Source organism: Telluria sp. RT2P19 (assembly GCF_059685725.1).
Genome location: NZ_JCASIL010000008.1, coordinates 75842 through 93005 on the forward strand (window position 1 = coordinate 75842; position 17164 = coordinate 93005).

The window sequence follows — 17164 nt, forward strand, 5'->3', positions numbered from 1 at the left end:
CCCTTATTCAATCCAGGTTGGCGCGCGGAAGGACTTGCGGACGGGCGGCGGCGCGGACGGGGCCGGTGGCTCGAAATCTGGCGATGGGCCGGGGTCGTAGCCCGGTTCGAGCTCGCCGTCGAGCACGAAATCGAATTCGAAGGCGGGTTCCCAGGTGGACACGGGCACCGATTCGAATTCGGCATTGAACTCGGCGTCAGCGCCGTTGGCGTTGGCCCTGGCCTGCGCCTCGCCGACGCGCGTCGCCGGATCCTTCTCGGCCGCGATCCAGCGTCCCATGCGGCGCTCGAGCTCGGGCAGCGGCAGGGCGCCGCCGCCCAGCACGGCGTCGTGGAAGCGGCGCAGGTCGAATGCCTTGCCCAGCGCGGCGCGCGCCTGGGTGCGCAGCGCCAGGATGCGCAGCTGGCCGACCTGGTAGCCCAGCGCCTGGGCCGGGCGCGCGATATAGCGGTCGACCTCGGCCTCGTTGTCCGCCGGCGGGTTCGCGGTATGCGTGTTCAGGTAATCGATCGCCTGCTGGCGCGACCAGCCGAGCGCGTGGATGCCGGTGTCGACCACCAGGCGCGCGGCGCGGAACATCTCTTCGTTCAGGTGCCCGAACAGGGAGAACGGATCCTGGAACAGGCCGAGCTCGGGACCCAGGCTCTCGGCATAGGTGGCCCAGCCTTCGCCGAAGGCGTCGTACCAGCCGTGGCGGCGAAATGCCGGCAAGTCGAGTTCCTGGGCGCGCGCCACCTGCAGGTGGTGGCCGGGCACCGCCTCGTGCAGGGCCACGGTGTCCACCTGCCAGATCGGACGCGCATTCAGGCGCGTCGTGTCGACTACCAGCGCGGCGGTGCGCGCCGCGCTGCCGGCTTCGTAATAGGCGGCCGGCTGGCCGCCGCTGTCGCCATCACCGCCCATCGGTTTGACGACGATGCCGGCGGCCGGGGTCAAGGTGACCACGCGGCCGAGCCGCGCCTGGGCCAGCGCCAGCGTGCGCCGGTAGCGGTCGAGCAGGGCGGCCGGATCGGTGAAGAACAGGCGGCGGTCGCTGCGCGCGAAGACGATGAATTCGGGGAAGCCGCCGCGGAAACCCGTGCGCGGGATCAGGCGCTCGATGCCGGCGCGCAGGCGCACGACTTCCTGCAGGCCGAGTGCATGCACCTGGGCCGGTGTCATGGCGGTGGTGGTGCTGTGTTTGACCAGCTGGGCATACCATTCGGCCCCGTCCGGCAGCGCCGCGGCGCCGATGCTGGCGCGTGCGGCCGGCAGATAGTCCTGGCGCAGGTAGTCCTCGAGCTTGCGCAGGCTCGGCCCGACCTGGCCGCTCAGTGCGGCCTTGCCGGCCGCGCGGAATTGCGCGCGCACGTCAGGCGCGATGGTCGCGGGGATGCGCTGGAACGGCGCGCCGAGCGGGCCGTCGGCGAGCTTTTCGCGCAGCGCGCGCAAGGCGTCCGGTACCGGCGCGATGGCCGCTTTCGGGATCGTCCAGCCGGCTTGTTTGCCGGCGCGCAGCTGCTCGACCAGGCCGTCGACATGGGCCGGCAGCGCCTGCAGACGCGCCAGGTAGGTCAGGTAGTCGGCATCGTTCGCGAACGGCATCTGCGCGACCAGACGCGGCAGCCGCACCTGCAGGCCGTCGTAGGCGGTGATCGGCAGCGGATCGAAGGGCGTCAAGGCGCCGGCGGCGACCAGGCGCTCCTTGTCGGCCACGAACAGGTCGTAGGAGACCTGCTCTTCGCCGGCCAGTTGCAGACGGTCGATCTTCTGGGCCGCGGCCAGCATGGCGCGTTCGTGGGCGAGGGCGGCCGCGCGGCCGGCCAGCGAGGTGTCGGTGAGCCAGGCGTTGTAGCGGTGCTCGCCCAGCGATGTGGCTTTTTCTGGCGCATGGCGCAACTGCCACTGCCAGTCGCGTTCATACAGCTGCGCCGCCTGCACGGACGGCGTCTCGACGGCCGCCTGCGCGCTGGCGGCGGGCGGCGTCACGCCGGCGCCGCAGGCCAGCGGCGCGAGCAGGATGAACGAGGCGAATAGCGGGGAGGAGAACAGGATGCGCATGCAGGCTCCAGGATCAAGACTGGTCATTTTAACAAGCCCGTCCCGAAGGCGCGCCCCTTAGGAACCCGTTGCGCGGCGGCCTCCGCTCACGCGTTCGATGCCGGCCAGGTCACGCCAGCTCCGCACTTCGCCGAAGCCTTGCGCCTTCAGCATGGCGCGCACCGCTTCGGCCTGGTCGTAGCCATGCTCGAGCAGCAGCCAGCCGCCGTCTTCCAGGCGCGCCGCGGCGCCGTCGACGATGGTGCGCAGGTCGGACAGGCCGTCGGCATGGTCGGTCAGGGCGTCGACCGGTTCGAAGCGCAGGTCGCCTTCGCCCAGGTGGCGGTCGCCCGCCACGATGTAGGGGGGATTCGAGACGATCAGGTGAAAGCGCTCGTCAGCCACGGCCGCATACCAGTCGCTGTGCAGGAAGCGCACGCGCGCGCCATTGGCGGCGGCATTGTCACGCGCGATGGCCAGCGCATCATCGCTGACGTCGAGCGCCGTCACGTCGGCCTGTGGCCGGTTGCAGGCGATGGCGACAGCGATCGCGCCGCTGCCGGTGCCCATGTCGAGCACGCGCTGGCCAGCGGCCGCGCGCTCGAGCGCGAGTTCGACAATCAGTTCGGTGTCGGGACGGGGAATCAGCACCGCCGGACTCACCTTGAACGGCAGCCCGAAGAATTCACGCTCGCCCACGATGTAGGCGATCGGCTCGCCGTCCAGGCGCCGACGCACCAGCGCTTCAAGATGCACGGCTTCTTCCGCGCTCAGCACGCGTTCGGATTGCGTGATCAGCGCCACGCGCGGCAGGCGCAGCGCATGGCACAGCAGGATGCGGTTTTCGAGCGGATCGAGCGGCAGCGACAGCCGCACCTGCCCGAGGGTGGCGCCGGCCTCGATCATGCGCGCCTGGCGCGGGACTGGCGCAGCAGCACCCAGCCCAGCAGCACGGTCAGCACCACGAACCACACCGCTGCCCATTGCGGGATCGCGAGGCCCAGGATGGCGTCGGTCGCGCCTTCGCACAGGCCGTCGGCGCGGAACAGCCACGGCAGGTATTCGGCCGTGGGAATCTTGTTGAGCATGGTCTCCATCGGATCGATGCCACACGAGAAGCCGGGGTTCGCGATCACGTACAGGTGCTTGCCGACCGTGACCAGGCCGCCGATGGCGCCCAGCAGGGCCAGGATCGCGCCGGCGCGGATCTTGCCGCTGATGGCGCCGGCCAGGGAGCACGCGCCGATGGCGAAGAACATATAGCGCTGGATCACGCACAGCGGGCAGGGCCGCATTTCCATGCTGTGCTGCAAATACAGCGCGAACGCGATCAGCGCGAACGAGATCAATGAAATGGCGAACAGGACCTGGCGATTGGTGGGCATGCGTGTGGCTTTCTCAGACGGGTAGGGTGGACGGGTTTCCCTTCCACCCTGCATAGCAGGGGTACGGCAAGCACCCATTTTCGCATGAAGTCCACGCGCTTGCCGGGCTGTATTTTCAGTCTGACAACTTAACAATGACTTAAGTTAGCTGAGCGCCGGCTCAATCCCCCAGCGCCGCCAGCAACTCGGCCTGGTGTTCCTGCGCCAGCGCATCGGTCAGCTCCTTCAAGTCGCCGTCCATGATGAAGTCCAGCTTGTACAAGGTCAGGTTGATGCGATGATCGGTCAGGCGGCCCTGCGGGAAGTTGTAAGTGCGGATGCGCTCGCTGCGGTCGCCCGAGCCGATCAGGCTCTTGCGGGTGGCCGCTTCCTTCGACTGCTGCTCGCGCAGCTGGGCGTCCTTCAGGCGCGCCGCCAGCACCTTCATGGCCGAGGCCTTGTTCTTGTGCTGGCTGCGGTCGTCCTGGCATTCCACCACCAGGCCGGTCGGCAAGTGGGTGATGCGCACCGCGGAGTCGGTCTTGTTGATGTGCTGGCCACCGGCGCCGGAAGCGCGGTAGGTGTCGATGCGCAGGTCGGCCGGGTTGATGTCGACATCCTCGACCTCGTCGGCCTCGGGCATCACCGCCACCGTGCAGGCCGAGGTGTGGATGCGGCCCTGCGTCTCGGTGGCCGGCACGCGCTGCACGCGGTGGCCGCCCGATTCGAACTTGAGCTTCGAATAGGCGCCATTGCCGACCACGCGCACGATGACTTCGCGGTAGCCGCCCAGGTCCGAGCTCGATTCCGACACCATCTCGACCTGCCAGCGGTTGCGCTCGGCGAAACGGGTGTACATGCGCAGCAGGTCGCCGGCGAACAGGGCCGATTCGTCGCCGCCGGTGCCGGCGCGGATCTCGAGGAAGATATTGCGCTCGTCGTTGGCGTCCTTCGGCAGCAGCATTTTCTGCAGTTCCAGCTCCAGGCCCGCCATGCGCTCCTTTGCGGCCTCGATTTCTTCCTGGGCGAAGTCCTTCATGTCCGGATCCTGCAGCAGTTCCCGGGCCGCGTCGGTGTCCTGGAGCGCACCCTGGTACTGGCGGTAGACGGCCACCAGCGGCGTCAGCTCGGCGTGCTCGCGCGTCATCTTGCGGTAGCTGTCCATGTTCGCGGTGGCGCCTTCGCTCATTAACAGTTCATCCAGCTCGACGAGGCGGTTGGCGAGTTGGTCCAGCTTGAACAGCATGGAAGGTTTCATGGGCAGTCTCGGAAAAATAGCGGGATTCGGCATGGCCGCAGGGCGGCCGGGATGCGTCGACAAGGACGCGGGCGGGCAGGGCCGCCGGAAGAAGGGGCGCTAACGGCGGCCGCGGTACATTTGCGGCAGCAGATCGGCCAGGCGCGCGCGCTCGTCGCCCTGGGCCTGGTGCAGGGCCTGCTGCGGGCCGTGCAGGAACTTGGCGGTCAGGCCTTTCGACAGCGCTTCGAGCACCGTTTCGACGTCGTCACCGCGCGCCAGCATCTTGCGTGCGCGTTCGAGTTCGGCCTGGCGCAAGGCTTCGCCCGACTCTTGCAGGTCGCGGATCACTGGCACCACCGCGCGGTCGCCCACCCAATGCATGAACGACTGGACCCGGGTCTCGATGATGGCTTCGGCCTGGCGCACGGCGGCCTGGCGGCTCTCCATGCCGGTCTGCACCACCTGGGCCAGATCGTCGACCGTATACAGGAATACATCGTCCAGGCGCGCGACCTCGGGTTCGATATCGCGCGGGACGGCCAGGTCGACCATGAACATCGGGCGGTGGCGGCGCGCCTTGACGGCGCGCTCGACCAGGCCCTTGCCGATCAGCGGCAGGGTCGAGGCGGTGCACGAGATCACGATGTCGAACTGATGCAGGCTGTCCGGCAAGTCGGCCAGGCGGATCGCGCGCCCGTCGTAGCGGGTGGCCAGCGCTTCGCCGCGCTCCATCGTGCGGTTGGCAATGGTGACCGATGTCGGATTCTGGGCCGCGAAGTGGGCCGCGCACAGCTCGATCATCTCGCCGGCGCCGATGAACAGCACGTGCTGGTCGGCGATGCGGTCGAAGATGCGGTGCGCCAGGCGCACCGCGGCGGCGGCCATCGACACGCTGTGGGCGCCGATCTCGGTGGTCGTGCGTACTTCCTTCGCGACCGCGAAGGTGCGCTGGAACATCTGGTGCAGGTAGGTACCCAGGCCGCCGGCGGCGTCGGCGGTGCGCACCGCATCCTTCATCTGGCCCAGGATCTGCGGTTCGCCCAGCACCATCGAATCGAGGCCGGAAGCAACGCGGAAGGCGTGGCGCACGGCGTCGTCTTGCGGCAGCAGGTAAAGGTGGGGGCGCAGCTCGGCGTAGTTCAGGGCGTGGTAGTGCGCAAGGAACTGGGCCGAAGCGTCGAGCGGATCGGGGAGGCTACTGGCTGCATACAGCTCGGTGCGGTTGCAGGTCGACAGGATCGCCGCCTCATCGCCGCCATTCGCGCCGCCGTTCGACCCCTGGCGCGCGAACCAGCCGCGCGCCGACTGCACCGCCGTCCCGAGCTGGTCGGGGGCGAGCGCCAACTGCTCGCGCAGCGAGACCGGTGCTGTGGTGTGGTTCAGGCCGACGGCAAGCAGTTGCATTTCGGGGGGAGGGGCGAGAGTCAATGGACTGCGGCCATTATACCCTCTTGCTGTCAGGGTTTCAGGCGGGCCGCCTAGGCGCCCAGCTTTTCCAGCCGATAGCCATAACTATAGACCGGCACAAGACGGAAACCGTTCTCTGGCCGCAGATGGAGTTTGTTGCGGACACGCGAAACATGGGTGTCCATGGTGCGCGACGGCACGTCGTTTTCGCGGACCCACACCGATTCGTGGATGTAGGCGCGCGACAGTGGGCGGCCGATATTCCTGAAGAACAGCAGCGCCAGCGAGAACTCCTTCTGGGTCACGTCGATCACCGCACCGTCTTTCAATAGCCGGCCCGGGCGGGTCTCGAAGGTATACGGCCCGAATTGCAGCTGCTCGGCGCTGTTCTGCGACGGGTAGGCGCGGCGCAGCAAGGCCGAGGCGCGTGCCACCAGTTCGCCGCGGCGCAGCGGCTTGACCAGGTAGTCGTCGGCGCCGGCGGTGACGCCGGCGATGATGTCGTCTTCTGCGTTGTTGCCAACAAGAAACATAGTCGGCGCCGCCGATGCCAGCTTTTCCTTGGCGCGGCGTAGTACTTCGGCGCCATCCATATCGGGCACATTCCAGTCCATCACCAGCATGTCCGCACTGTCCTTGCGTAGCTGTCCCAGCAAATCCTTGGCGCTGTCATACGATTGGCAGCTGTGGCCAGCAGCGCTGAGGACCTGGCAAATCAGGTCAGCTTGGGGGCGGTCTTGCTCCAGGACGGCGATCTTCATGACGGGAGAAATGTTGTGTGGTTGCCTATGTAGGAAGATTCCTACAAAGTTAAACCAAATATATCAGACTTTCACAAAACGATGCTACTGATAAACATCGCTGAGTCACCGAAAGGTGACATTTGTACTATAGGACTGTTGTGTTAAAGGGACCACGCAGAAAATCCAGCCACTGGCGTAGACTGAATTTTATATGTCATTCAGATAATGTACAGGGGGAAATTATGTTGTTTTCACGCAAAAATGTGGCAGCTCCCGACGATCGCGTGCCCGTCAGCGGCGCCGCCGTCGACACCACCCGCAGCCGCTGCCTGGTCCTGGTCAAGAAACGCGCCGCCATGTCGGCGGCGGTCGCCGCGGTGCCGGTGCCGGGCCTCGACCTGCTGGCCGATATCACCGGTTTCGCCGCCCTGGTCGACCAGATCAATGCAGAATTCGGCCTGACCCAGCAGCAGATCGAACGTCTCAACCCGCGCATGCGTGTGATTGCTTACAAGGCGGCTGCCTCGGTGGGCGGAATGCTGGTCGGGAAACTGGTGACGCGCGGGGCGGTGGCGCGCCTGTTCAGGGTGGTGGCAGGGCGAATGTCGGTCAAGACCACGGCCAAGATGGTGCCGCTGGCCGGCCAGATCGCCTCGGCTGCGATCGGCTACACCCTGTTCAAGCGCATGGGGGCGCAGCACGTGGAAGCCTGCGTCAAGGTAGTGCGCGAACTGGAGCGGGCCGAGGCCGAAGGCGAGGCGCCGCGGCCGATGGAACCCGGTGACGACGATACCGCCACCGCGCTGGTGAATGGCGGGGCGGTCAGCGGGCCGGCGAAGGAGCCGGTGCTGGTCATGTGATCAAGCCACTTCCGGAAAATCGACCATCGTATCGTTGATCCGGTTGAACAGATTCGTCAGGGTAATCGCCGTGATCGCCAGCGTGACGTCGACGATCTGCGCATCGCTCACGCCGGCCGCCTTCACTGCCTCGACCACGTGCGCATCCACCGTACCGCGGGTTGTCACCAGATGGCGGGCGAAGTCGGCCAGCGCATCGTCGCGGCCATTGCCGGTGGTCTTGCCCTCGCGCACGGCGGCCAGCGCCGCGGGGTGCAGGCCGGCCATCTTGCCCATCAGGCTGTGGGCGGCCACGCAATAGTCGCAACCGTTGACGGCGCTCACCGCCAGCTTGATGACTTCGATATCGCGCGCCGACAACGCGGTTTTCTTCAGGCCGGCGTCGAGGGACAGCACCGCTTCCAGCACGACCGGGCTGTTACTGCCGATGTCGCGGTAGGCGTTCGGCACCTTGCCGATGGCGCCCTGGATCGCGTCGAACAGTTGGGCGGCGGCGCCGGTGGCGTCCGAAACAGGGTGGGAGGCGAGACGGGGCATGATGGGTTCCTTGTCAAAACAACGTTGGGTTCGGCTGGTTGCTGTGTTGCAACCGTGAATCCAGTATAGGCAGGCTCACCAATACTTTGAATGCTTGAAGTTACCTAAAAATTGCTTGATCGTCTCATCGCGCCCATGATCGCTCCAGAAAAGACAATGCCCGCACGCGGCGGGCATTGTGGGCGAACGGCAACGGCCGGATCAGGTATCCGGCAGCACCACGTTCACGTCCAGCACTTCGAGGTTGCCCTGGCGGTCGAGCGAGACCTTGATGTCGTCAGGATTGACCTTGACGTACTTGGAGATCACCGCGAGCAGTTCCTGGTGCAGTGCCGGCAGGAAATCCGGACCGGCGCGGTTGGTCCGTTCGCGCGCGATGATGATCTGCAGGCGTTCCTTGGCGGCGCTTGCGCTCTTCTTTTTTTCGGGGAAGAGGAATGAAAGCAATGCCATCTCACTTGGCTCCGAAAATGCGCTGGAACAGTCCCGGCTTTTCGTAATTGATAAAGCGCAGCGGACGTTCTTCGCCCAGGAAACGCGCGACGACGTCCTCGTAGGCATCGGCCACGTCGGTTCCCTTGAAGTGGATCGCCGGATTGCCCTGGTTCGAAGCGTGCAGCACCGATTCCGATTCCGGAATGATCCCGATCAGTGGAATGCGCAGGATTTCCTGAACGTCCTGGTAAGAGAGCATCTCGTCCGCTTCGACGCGTTTTGGCGAGTAGCGGGTGATGAGCAGGTGTTCCTTGACCGGCTCGCTGCCGCTCTGGGCGCGGCGCGACTTGGCCTGCAGGATGCCCAGGATGCGGTCCGAGTCGCGCACCGACGAGACTTCGGGATTGGTGACCACGATCGCCTCGTCGGCAAAGGTCAGCGCCATCAGCGCGCCATGCTCGATGCCGGCTGGCGAATCGCAGATGATGAACTCGAAATCCATCTTGACCAGATCGTTGAGCACGCGCTCCACGCCTTCCTCGGACAGCGCGTCCTTGTCGCGCGTCTGCGAGGCCGGCAGGATGAACAGGTTGTCGCAGTGCTTGTCCTTGATCAGCGCCTGGTTCAGGGTCGCTTCGCCGTTGACGACGTTGATCAGGTCGTAGACCACGCGGCGCTCGCAGCCCATGATCAGGTCGAGGTTACGCAGGCCGACGTCGAAGTCGATCACTGCCGTCTTGTGGCCGCGCATGGCCAGCCCGGTGGAGAAGCTAGCGCTCGAGGTCGTTTTGCCCACACCGCCCTTGCCGGACGTCACAACAATAATTCGTGCCACAAATAAGTCCTTTACAGTATCTGTTCAGTTCGGAGGATCAGGCGCGGGGTGCCGGAGCCAGCGATTGGAGTTCGATGCGGTCGCCGACCAGCCGGATCTGCGTCGGCTGGCGCGCCAGGTCGGACGGGAAACCTTCGTCGAACGTGCGATACACGCCGGCGATCGAGACCAGCTCTGGCTGCATCGACAGCGCGAAGATGCGCGCGTCGGGATTGCCGGAAGCGCCCGCCAGTGCGCGGCCGTTCAGCGGCGCATAGACATGGATGCTGCCGTCGGCGATCAGCTCGGCGCCGTTGTTCACCACCGCGGTGACGATCAGGTCGGTGCCGCGCGCATAGATGCGCTGGCCGGCGCGCACCGGGGTGTCGACGACCAGCGGCGCGGCGGCCGCGGCTGCGACCGGTTCCGGCATTGCCGCCGGCGCCGGCGCGGGCGTGGGTGCGGCAGCGGCGGGTTCGGCAGCGACCGGCGGGGCGGGCGGTGGAACTGCATGGCCGCCGGCGCGCACGCCGCTCGAACCGTCGTCCAGCGCCAGGCCCTGGGCCCGGATCGCGTCGATCATCGCCGGGCTGGCGCCGCGCACGGCGACCGCATTCAGGCGGTAGTTCTTGAGCAAGGCCACCAGTGCGGCCCAGTCGAGCTGCGGCGTTTCGGGCGTGATCGCGGCCACGTCGATTACCGCGAATTCGTCCTCGAAGAAGTCCGACACGCCGCCAGTCATTTGTTCCAGGGCGACGTCGATGACATCCAGATCGGCCGAGTGCAGGATCGTGGAGATGGCAACGACCGTGGAAATCTTGATTTCGATGGGAAGCGTGGTTTTAGGCATAGAACGGTCTGGTTGGCGTTGCGCTTGTGCATTCTACTGTGAAAATTGTAGAAAAGGACAGACGCGCACACATCATTCCTAACAGAAATTGAACGTTTGCTTGCAACCAAAAATCAAGTGATGAGCTAGATCAAGTCCTTACCATTGTCTTATTGTTTTTAATGAATAAACTGCTAAGATTGCTATTGCTTATACAGCAGCATGGGCTCCTCATTCTGTGACTTGAGGTTTATCGACCCCATGCACAGGGCGCTCCTGCCTAGCAGAGTGCGCCCGGTCCGAGGGAATTCTGAATAACGCCGGCCACGGCCGGCTGAACGGAGATTGAAATGGAAGATGTAGTCATCGTAGCCGCCGGCCGCACCGCAGTCGGCAAATTCGGCGGCACCCTCGCCAAGATTCCCGCCGCCGAGCTCGGTGCGCAAGTGATCAAGCACCTGCTGGCCAAGACGGGCATCGCCCCCGAAGCGGTCAGCGAAGTCATCATGGGCCAGGTGCTCACCGCCGGCGTCGGTCAGAACCCGGCGCGCCAGGCCGTCATCAAGGCCGGCCTGCCCGAAATGGTACCCGGCTACACCATCAACAAGGTCTGCGGCAGCGGCCTCAAGGCCACCCACCTGGCGGCCCAGGCGATCCGCTGCGGCGACGCCGAGATCGTCATCGCCGGCGGCCAAGAAAACATGAGCGCCTCGCCACATGTGCTGTCGGGTTCGCGCGACGGCTTCCGCATGGGCGACGCCAAGCTCACCGACACCATGATCGTCGACGGCCTGTGGGACGTCTACAACCAGTACCACATGGGTGTCACGGCCGAGAACGTGGCCAAGAAATACGAGATCTCGCGCGCCGAGCAGGATGAATTTGCGCTGCAATCGCAGTTGAAGGCCGAAGCTGCCCAGAAAGAAGGCAAGTTCAAGGACGAGATCATCCCGGTCGAGATCGTGACCAAGAAGGGCACGACCGTCTTCGACACGGATGAGTACCCAAAAGCGGGTAGCACCCTCGAGGCGCTCGCCGGCCTGCGTCCGGCCTTCAATAAAGAAGGTTCCGTCACCGCCGGCAACGCTTCCGGCCTCAATGACGGCGCCGCCGCCGTGATCATGATGAGCGCGTCGAAAGCAAAAGAGCTGGGCCTGACCCCGCTGGCGCGCATCAAGGCCTATTCCTCGTCCGGCCTGGATCCGCAAATCATGGGTATGGGTCCGGTCTCGGCCTCGCAGCTGTGCCTCAAGAAGGCCGGCTGGACCCACGAAGACGTCGACCTGATGGAAATCAACGAAGCCTTCGCCGCCCAGGCGGTCGCCGTCAACAAGCAAATGGGTTGGGATACATCCAAGATCAACGTCAACGGCGGCGCGATCGCGCTGGGCCACCCGATCGGCGCCTCGGGCGCCCGCGTGCTGGTTACCCTGCTGCACGAAATGATCCGCCGCGACGCCAAGCGCGGCCTGGCGAGCCTGTGCATCGGCGGCGGCATGGGCGTGGCACTGGCGGTCGAACGCGACTGAGGTCGGTTTAACCTTGGGTAGGGCGGCGCGCTGCAGCGTAGTGACGCCGCCGGGTTCAAGTGTTTCACACAATAAAACTGGAGAAGACAATGGCTCGAGTAGCATTAGTAACTGGCGGCATGGGCGGCCTGGGCGAAGCGGTGTGCATCAAGCTGGCCGCACTGGGATATCAGGTGGTCACCACCTTCTCACCGGGCAATACCAAGGTCGACGCCTGGCTCGGCGCCATGAAAGAGCAGGGCTTTGACTTCAAGGCCTATGCCTGCGACGTGGCCGACTACGACGCCGCCCAGGAATGCGTGCGCCAGGTGATCGCCGACGTCGGCCCGATCGACGTGCTGGTCAATAACGCCGGCATCACCCGCGACATGACCTTCAAGAAGATGGACAAGGTCAACTGGGACGCCGTGATCAAGACCAACCTCGATTCCGTCTTCAATATGACCAAGCCGGTCTGCGACGGCATGGTCGAGCGTGGCTGGGGCCGCATCATCAATATCTCGTCGGTGAACGGCCAGAAGGGCGCCTTCGGCCAGACCAACTACTCGGCGGCCAAGGCCGGCATGCACGGCTTCACCAAGGCGCTGGCACTCGAAGTGGCGCGCAAGGGCGTGACCGTCAACACCATCTCGCCAGGCTATATCGGCACCAAGATGGTGATGGACATCCCGAGCGAAGTACTGGAAACCAAGATCATTCCGCAGATTCCGATGGGCCGCCTGGGCAAACCAGAAGAAGTGGCAGGCCTGGTGGCGTATCTGTCGTCGGACGAGGCGGCGTTCGTCACTGGGGCCAATATCGCGATCAATGGCGGTCAGCACATGTCCTGATGCCCGGCACGGGCGACGTCCACGGCGTCGCCTGTCATTTCATCATTCCGTCAGGCCGGATAGGCAGTGACGGCCACCGATGTCTCGGCGCTGCGCCGCGCCATCACGCGTACCAGCCAGTCCCAGCCCACATCGGCGTTTTCCTTGCCCTTGCTGCGGATGGCGCAATTCTTGAACGCCCAGGTGCTGCGCTGCTGCAGCAAGTCATTCAGGGTGCGCCGGTGTTCTTGCGCCGCCTCATGATTGCCGGCCTTGCTTGCCAGCGCTTCCAGCGCAAGCAAGGCATCGACCCGTCCGCTCATGCGCGGCTGCATTTCGTACTTCAGGTTGAACTGCAGGCTGGGATTCTTCTTCGCGCTCTTCAGGTCGGTCATGAACTGGTGCAGCGTGTCCGCCGCGAGCTTGCGGTTTTCCGGCGTGTCCTTCGGTTCGCCTTTCCTGCCGGGCACGGTTTCCAGGAAGCGCAGATAGAATTCTTCCTGGTTGTCCTCGATTTCGGCGAGCAGCGCGCCGGCATCGGCAAACGCACGGTCGGTGCTGCCGCCGGTCTGGTCCCCGATGCTAAAACGCGTTGCGCCGTTCTTTTCCAGGCGTAGCAGCAGGTCGCGCGATACCTCGAACGGGTTGGCGGCGCCGCCGATATTGGCTGCGCCGTTGCGGTCCGCCTCTCCTTTGTCGTCCGGCTTCACCGGCTTCTTGTACGACCCCAGTACGTTGATCGTGCCCGCTGCCGCAATGCGCTGCTTGCGTTGGTCGGAGCGGTCATGCACATTCTGGTGGGCGTAGCCCGAGCGTTCGTCGCTGCGTTCCTGGGTTCTTTCGATTTTCGCGCTCAGGCTGAGCGAGCCGCCGGCGGACGCGTTGTCATTCCCCTTTACCCGCAAGATCGCACCGACTTCCACCGAGCCCTGCAGCGAAACATTCTCCTTGCTGCCCCAGCCGACGATGACGTCGGGATGCTTCAGGAGAATGTCGTCCAGCGTCCCCCTGCCCTTGTCGCGCTCCTTTGCGAGCAGGGTTTCCAGCACCGCCAATCCCTCCTTGCGGGCTGCTTTTTCTTTGCGCACACCCTGGCCATCCTTGCCGCGCAGGATGCGCAGCGTGGTGAAACTGGTGGTGGCCTTGCTGCCTTCCAGCTTGATGGCGCCGTTGGGCGCGGTTGCCTTCAGCCGGCCCGCTTCAAGGCCCAGGCCGGCCGAGGCCTTGATGTCGTGCGACCTGGTCTGGATGTCCGAAATGATGAATTCCACACCATAGGTCGGACTCTTGATCTGGAACTGGGCCTCGTTTTTCTTCGACACGACGTTGGCGTTCACGCTCATTGTCGCCGGCGCTACCGGCACCCAGGGCGCGAGGGGGATGCCCACGCCGACTTCGCTCCCCGCCGTCATCACCAGCTGATTGCGCAGGCGCAGTTCTTCCAGCACGGGACGGAAGAATGCCACCGCATCGTCCTTGTCGCCAAAACGTTTGCGGCGTGCGATATCGGTCTGCTGTTGCAGCTCATCCAGTTTTAGCCCATCCATATACTGGCTTACTTCCTGGGACTTTGCCGCTTTCGCCAGGATGCCACCCAGGCGCTGCAGCGCTTCCTGGGGTGTCGCGCCAGCGCCGTCGAAGATGGCGTTGAACTCGTCTGGAAACGCCTGCAAGGTGTGGTGCATGAAGTTCCTGGCGCCCGCCATGCGGCGCAGCTGTACCAGGTCCTTCCCTGTCAGGCGGCTCTTGTAGAGCCGGTCGGTGCGATGGAATTTACTGCGGCTGACCTTGCCATCGAGCTGAGCGAGCGCCTTCCTGCTGTCGTCATGGTGGGCGATATAGTCGCACAGCGCCCGCCCAGCCACCTGCAGGCGATGCACGTTGGGCGCGTCCGGGGCCTGTTCCGCCAGCCATCCGCTTGACAGCTTCGCAGACAGCTCTCGCGCCCTGGCCGCGATGCTGTCATGCGCATGCGTTTTGATCGAGGCGAGTCCCTGCCTTTCCAGCTGCGACACGGTCGCCTTCAGGGTGCGCCGGTCGAACGGCGTCGCACGCGAGTTGTCGGAATCGAAGACGGTACGGATGGCCCCCTTGGTCCAGGCGGCAGGCGAGTCCCGGGCATGCTCCAGCCAGTCCTTGCCGACCTTGTTCAGCGTCGCATTGACGTGTGCATAATCCGAATCGGGACCGTTCGACAGGAAGCCTCGGCATACGCCCCGGTAGGCAATTTTTACGTCGTCCTCCAGTGCATCGCTGTCGAATAGCGGCGGCTCTTTCGGCACGTTGCGTACTTCGTAGCAGGCCATCTTCTGCGCCTTGCTCAACCATGGGTCGGGATCGCCGGTCGCGGGCTGGTGCGCATCCGCCATCCAGTACGCGTGCAGCGCCGTCATCGATGCGGACCTGAGCTGGGGATGCGCCGCGTCCGTACCGGCTTCGTTCAATATCTCCATGCCGCGTGGCACTGATGCCATGCAGCGGAAAAGTTGTTTCAGGTCGTCGCTGGGTGATGCGTATGGCGCCGCCTGCCGCGGGGCCGCGCCGTCCGGCGCCACATCCGCGATCGCACCTGCCGCGGCGTGCGGCGCTGCCTTGGCCGCCTTGCCGCCGTCGCCCTCGTGCAGCACCGGCGGGGGAACCCAGTATTCGCTGGGATGGGCCGACAGCGCTTCCAGCACGCTTGCCGCGCGGCGGGCGTCGCCATTGCAGACCTGGGCCACGGCCCGGCTGAGAATTTCCAGCCGGGCCGGCGCCGGTACTTCGCGCTCGGCATCCGGATCGTCGTCCTTCAGCTTGGCGGCAACCTTGCCCAGCATGGCGCGCAGGTCCTTGCCGTCTGCACCGGCGAGCGCGGCAGCGTCGAAACCGGGCGCGGCATCGACTTGCAGCCGCAAGCTCGCCTTGCCCATCTCTTTCTCATCGTCCCATGCGGTCCTGGCCCGCGCCTGCCAGGTCGCCGCACGTTCGTCGATGGACCGGGCCGATTCCGCGATCCTTCCGCCGAGCGTGAGATCGAACCGCATCTGGGCGGCGCCATACTCGCCGATGCTGCTGTCGCAGGCTGTCTGGGCCTGCTTCATCTGCTCCCTGCGATCGTTGGCGGCCTGCCCGGCTTCTTCCAGCAGTTTGTCGAGCGCCGTCCGTTGCCGTTGCAGATCTCCCTGCTCCTCGGTGGCCTCGTGCGTGGTTGGGCGCTCCCGCAGCGCAGCGCGACGCGCCTCCAGGTCCGATATGGCGCCCTTGATGCGCGCCACTTCCAGCCTCGCGCCCTGCAGCGATACCCGGGCAAGTTCGGCCTCCTGGCGCAAGCAGTCGCGCCGTTGCCTGAGCGCCTCGAGTTCCTCGGTGGGGCCCAGTCCGGCCTGGCCAAGCTGCTGGTCGAGTTGATGGACCTGTTCCTGGACGAATCGCACTTTTTTCTCCACCAGGTCGGTAGCCAGCGCGTGATTGTAGTAATCGAGGTGTTCGCCGATCGTCACGCTCGCTTGCAGCTCATGGAGTATTCCCTCGAGCCTCTCGCGGGCCCGCCGCACGGCTTCATGCTCGCTGCCGTCCGCTTCACGCGGATGCAGCTTTACCTGGGAATCGTATTCCTGCTGCACCTCGTCCAACCGGTGCTTCAGTTCGGCGGTCCGCTCCAGCAGCTGCCTGCGCCCGGCATGCCTATCGGATGGGGAGACAGCAACCTCCCTGGTCTCGGCCGGGTTGCTCGTCCGGTAGGCCGGATCCTTGTCGATCAAGTCGCCTACACGGGTAGCGGCAAACATGCTCATTGGCCAGTATTGCAAGGTTTTTTCGCGCCAGGCTGGACGTCCAGGACGATGATTCACGTCAGGCAATTGCTCAAGCGTGCTATCCATGATCTTGTCCACACGCTTGCACAGCGCGACGGCGGACGCCTTCAATGTCTCCATCTCGGTGGCCTTGTCGCGCGCCGCGGCCGGCGCCGAGGGAAGGCCGCGTGTCTGCGGCCTGTCGCTGGTGTGGCTCAGGCCCAGGCCCGCGATGCGCGTGCCGAGCGTCACCGGTCGCGCATCGATCAGGCGCCGTACCGGATGGTGCTGGTTCGTATTTTCTTGCTCCAGGCGCTGGGACAGCGGCGCCGAATGTTTCGGCGCCGCTGCAGGTGCTTTCGTCGCGACCTGTCCTGCAGGAGGCTTGGCCGCCTCGTCCTGGCGCAATGCGCGCTGTTTGCCGGACGCGTTGCCGGCCGCGTTCGATGGCGCGGCCAGCGGCGTCGCCACGGTGTTCGCTGTCGTCCGCGCTGCGTTCGTGCGCGTGGGCTGTCTCAAGGGGAGAAGAGGCGGTATGGGTAGCAGCATGATCAGTATTCCTGTCGATGGCGCATTGCAGCCATACTGCCGGCTGCAAGCGCGTGTCACGGTTGAAGAACGGGCTGTGCTGAAGTGGCCTGTGCGTCGAGTGCGCCTGGATGCCTGAACAAACGAGAGTGGAAAGACTTGGGATGCGAAATAACTTTTAGAATATTTTTAATATTCCGGATGAAATGTCATCAAGGCGTCATGTGAGTGCGCGCCGGCCGGCACGTGGCCTGGCGGCGCCGTCTGGCAGGTCGTC

General features: G+C 65.0%; 15 protein-coding genes. 4 read left to right on the forward strand and 11 right to left on the reverse strand.

The features are described 5' to 3' along the window. Positions 1 to 3: 3 nt before the first annotated feature. The 6 genes from AC56KW_RS12075 to AC56KW_RS12100 all read right to left on the reverse strand — a co-directional run bounded on the left by AC56KW_RS12075 (position 4) and on the right by AC56KW_RS12100 (position 6791). Positions 4 to 2040 carry a DUF885 domain-containing protein gene (locus AC56KW_RS12075; protein ID WP_497170972.1) on the reverse strand — a complete coding sequence of 679 codons (2037 nt, stop codon included), beginning with the start codon at positions 2038 to 2040 and terminating at the stop codon, positions 4 to 6. A gap of 57 nt (positions 2041 to 2097) precedes the next feature. Continuing rightward, entirely contained in the window at positions 2098 to 2925 is an 828-nt protein-coding gene (gene prmC / locus AC56KW_RS12080) for a peptide chain release factor N(5)-glutamine methyltransferase (RefSeq protein WP_497170973.1), read from the reverse strand. Further along, positions 2922 to 3404: a disulfide bond formation protein B gene (locus AC56KW_RS12085; RefSeq protein ID WP_497170974.1), complete on the reverse strand. Its 483-nt coding sequence runs from the start codon at positions 3402 to 3404 to the stop codon at positions 2922 to 2924. Before AC56KW_RS12085 ends, prmC begins: the two co-directional genes overlap by 4 nt. Before the next feature lie 160 nt (positions 3405 to 3564). Then, positions 3565 to 4641 (reverse strand): peptide chain release factor 1, encoded by a 1077-nt coding sequence (prfA, locus tag AC56KW_RS12090; protein WP_497170975.1) that lies wholly within the window; start codon positions 4639 to 4641, stop codon positions 3565 to 3567. Positions 4642 to 4740: 99 nt separating this feature from the next. Continuing rightward, the gene (gene hemA, locus AC56KW_RS12095; protein WP_497170976.1) at positions 4741 to 6027 is read right to left on the reverse strand and encodes a glutamyl-tRNA reductase; all 1287 of its coding nucleotides are present in this window, start codon (positions 6025 to 6027) and stop codon (positions 4741 to 4743) included. Positions 6028 to 6101: 74 nt separating this feature from the next. After that, on the reverse strand, positions 6102 to 6791 hold the full coding sequence (locus AC56KW_RS12100; protein ID WP_497170977.1) for a response regulator transcription factor: 690 nt from the start codon (positions 6789 to 6791) through the stop codon (positions 6102 to 6104). 245 nt (positions 6792 to 7036) lie between these two features. Here AC56KW_RS12100 and AC56KW_RS12105 point away from each other — a divergent pair, with 245 nt between their 5' ends. Then, on the forward strand, positions 7037 to 7633 hold the full coding sequence (locus tag AC56KW_RS12105; protein WP_497170978.1) for a hypothetical protein: 597 nt from the start codon (positions 7037 to 7039) through the stop codon (positions 7631 to 7633). Here AC56KW_RS12105 and AC56KW_RS12110 read toward each other — a convergent pair whose 3' ends face one another. From AC56KW_RS12110 to minC, 4 genes are all read right to left on the reverse strand, one after another. Next, positions 7634 to 8170: a carboxymuconolactone decarboxylase family protein gene (locus AC56KW_RS12110; RefSeq protein ID WP_497170979.1), complete on the reverse strand. Its 537-nt coding sequence runs from the start codon at positions 8168 to 8170 to the stop codon at positions 7634 to 7636. A 201-nt stretch (positions 8171 to 8371) separates the two neighbouring features. After that, positions 8372 to 8623, reverse strand: a complete 252-nt coding sequence (minE, locus tag AC56KW_RS12115; RefSeq protein WP_497170980.1) for a cell division topological specificity factor MinE — start codon at positions 8621 to 8623, stop codon at positions 8372 to 8374. 1 nt (position 8624) lies between these two features. Next, positions 8625 to 9440, reverse strand: coding sequence for a septum site-determining protein MinD (minD, locus tag AC56KW_RS12120; RefSeq protein WP_497170981.1), 816 nt, complete (start codon positions 9438 to 9440; stop codon positions 8625 to 8627). Between the two features lie 37 nt (positions 9441 to 9477). Next, positions 9478 to 10269: a septum site-determining protein MinC gene (gene minC, locus AC56KW_RS12125; protein WP_497170982.1), complete on the reverse strand. Its 792-nt coding sequence runs from the start codon at positions 10267 to 10269 to the stop codon at positions 9478 to 9480. Between the two features lie 329 nt (positions 10270 to 10598). Between minC and AC56KW_RS12130 the strand changes: the two genes are divergently transcribed. Continuing rightward, the gene (locus AC56KW_RS12130; RefSeq protein ID WP_497170983.1) at positions 10599 to 11777 is read left to right on the forward strand and encodes an acetyl-CoA C-acetyltransferase; all 1179 of its coding nucleotides are present in this window, start codon (positions 10599 to 10601) and stop codon (positions 11775 to 11777) included. 89 nt (positions 11778 to 11866) lie between these two features. Next, positions 11867 to 12607, forward strand: a complete 741-nt coding sequence (phbB, locus tag AC56KW_RS12135) for an acetoacetyl-CoA reductase (protein ID WP_497170984.1) — start codon at positions 11867 to 11869, stop codon at positions 12605 to 12607. A gap of 50 nt (positions 12608 to 12657) precedes the next feature. Here phbB and AC56KW_RS12140 read toward each other — a convergent pair whose 3' ends face one another. Then, positions 12658 to 16611 carry a hypothetical protein gene (locus AC56KW_RS12140; protein ID WP_497170985.1) on the reverse strand — a complete coding sequence of 1318 codons (3954 nt, stop codon included), beginning with the start codon at positions 16609 to 16611 and terminating at the stop codon, positions 12658 to 12660. Positions 16612 to 16744: 133 nt separating this feature from the next. Between AC56KW_RS12140 and AC56KW_RS12145 the strand changes: the two genes are divergently transcribed. Then, positions 16745 to 17026, forward strand: a complete 282-nt coding sequence (locus AC56KW_RS12145) for a hypothetical protein (protein ID WP_497170986.1) — start codon at positions 16745 to 16747, stop codon at positions 17024 to 17026. Positions 17027 to 17164: the final 138 nt, after the last annotated feature.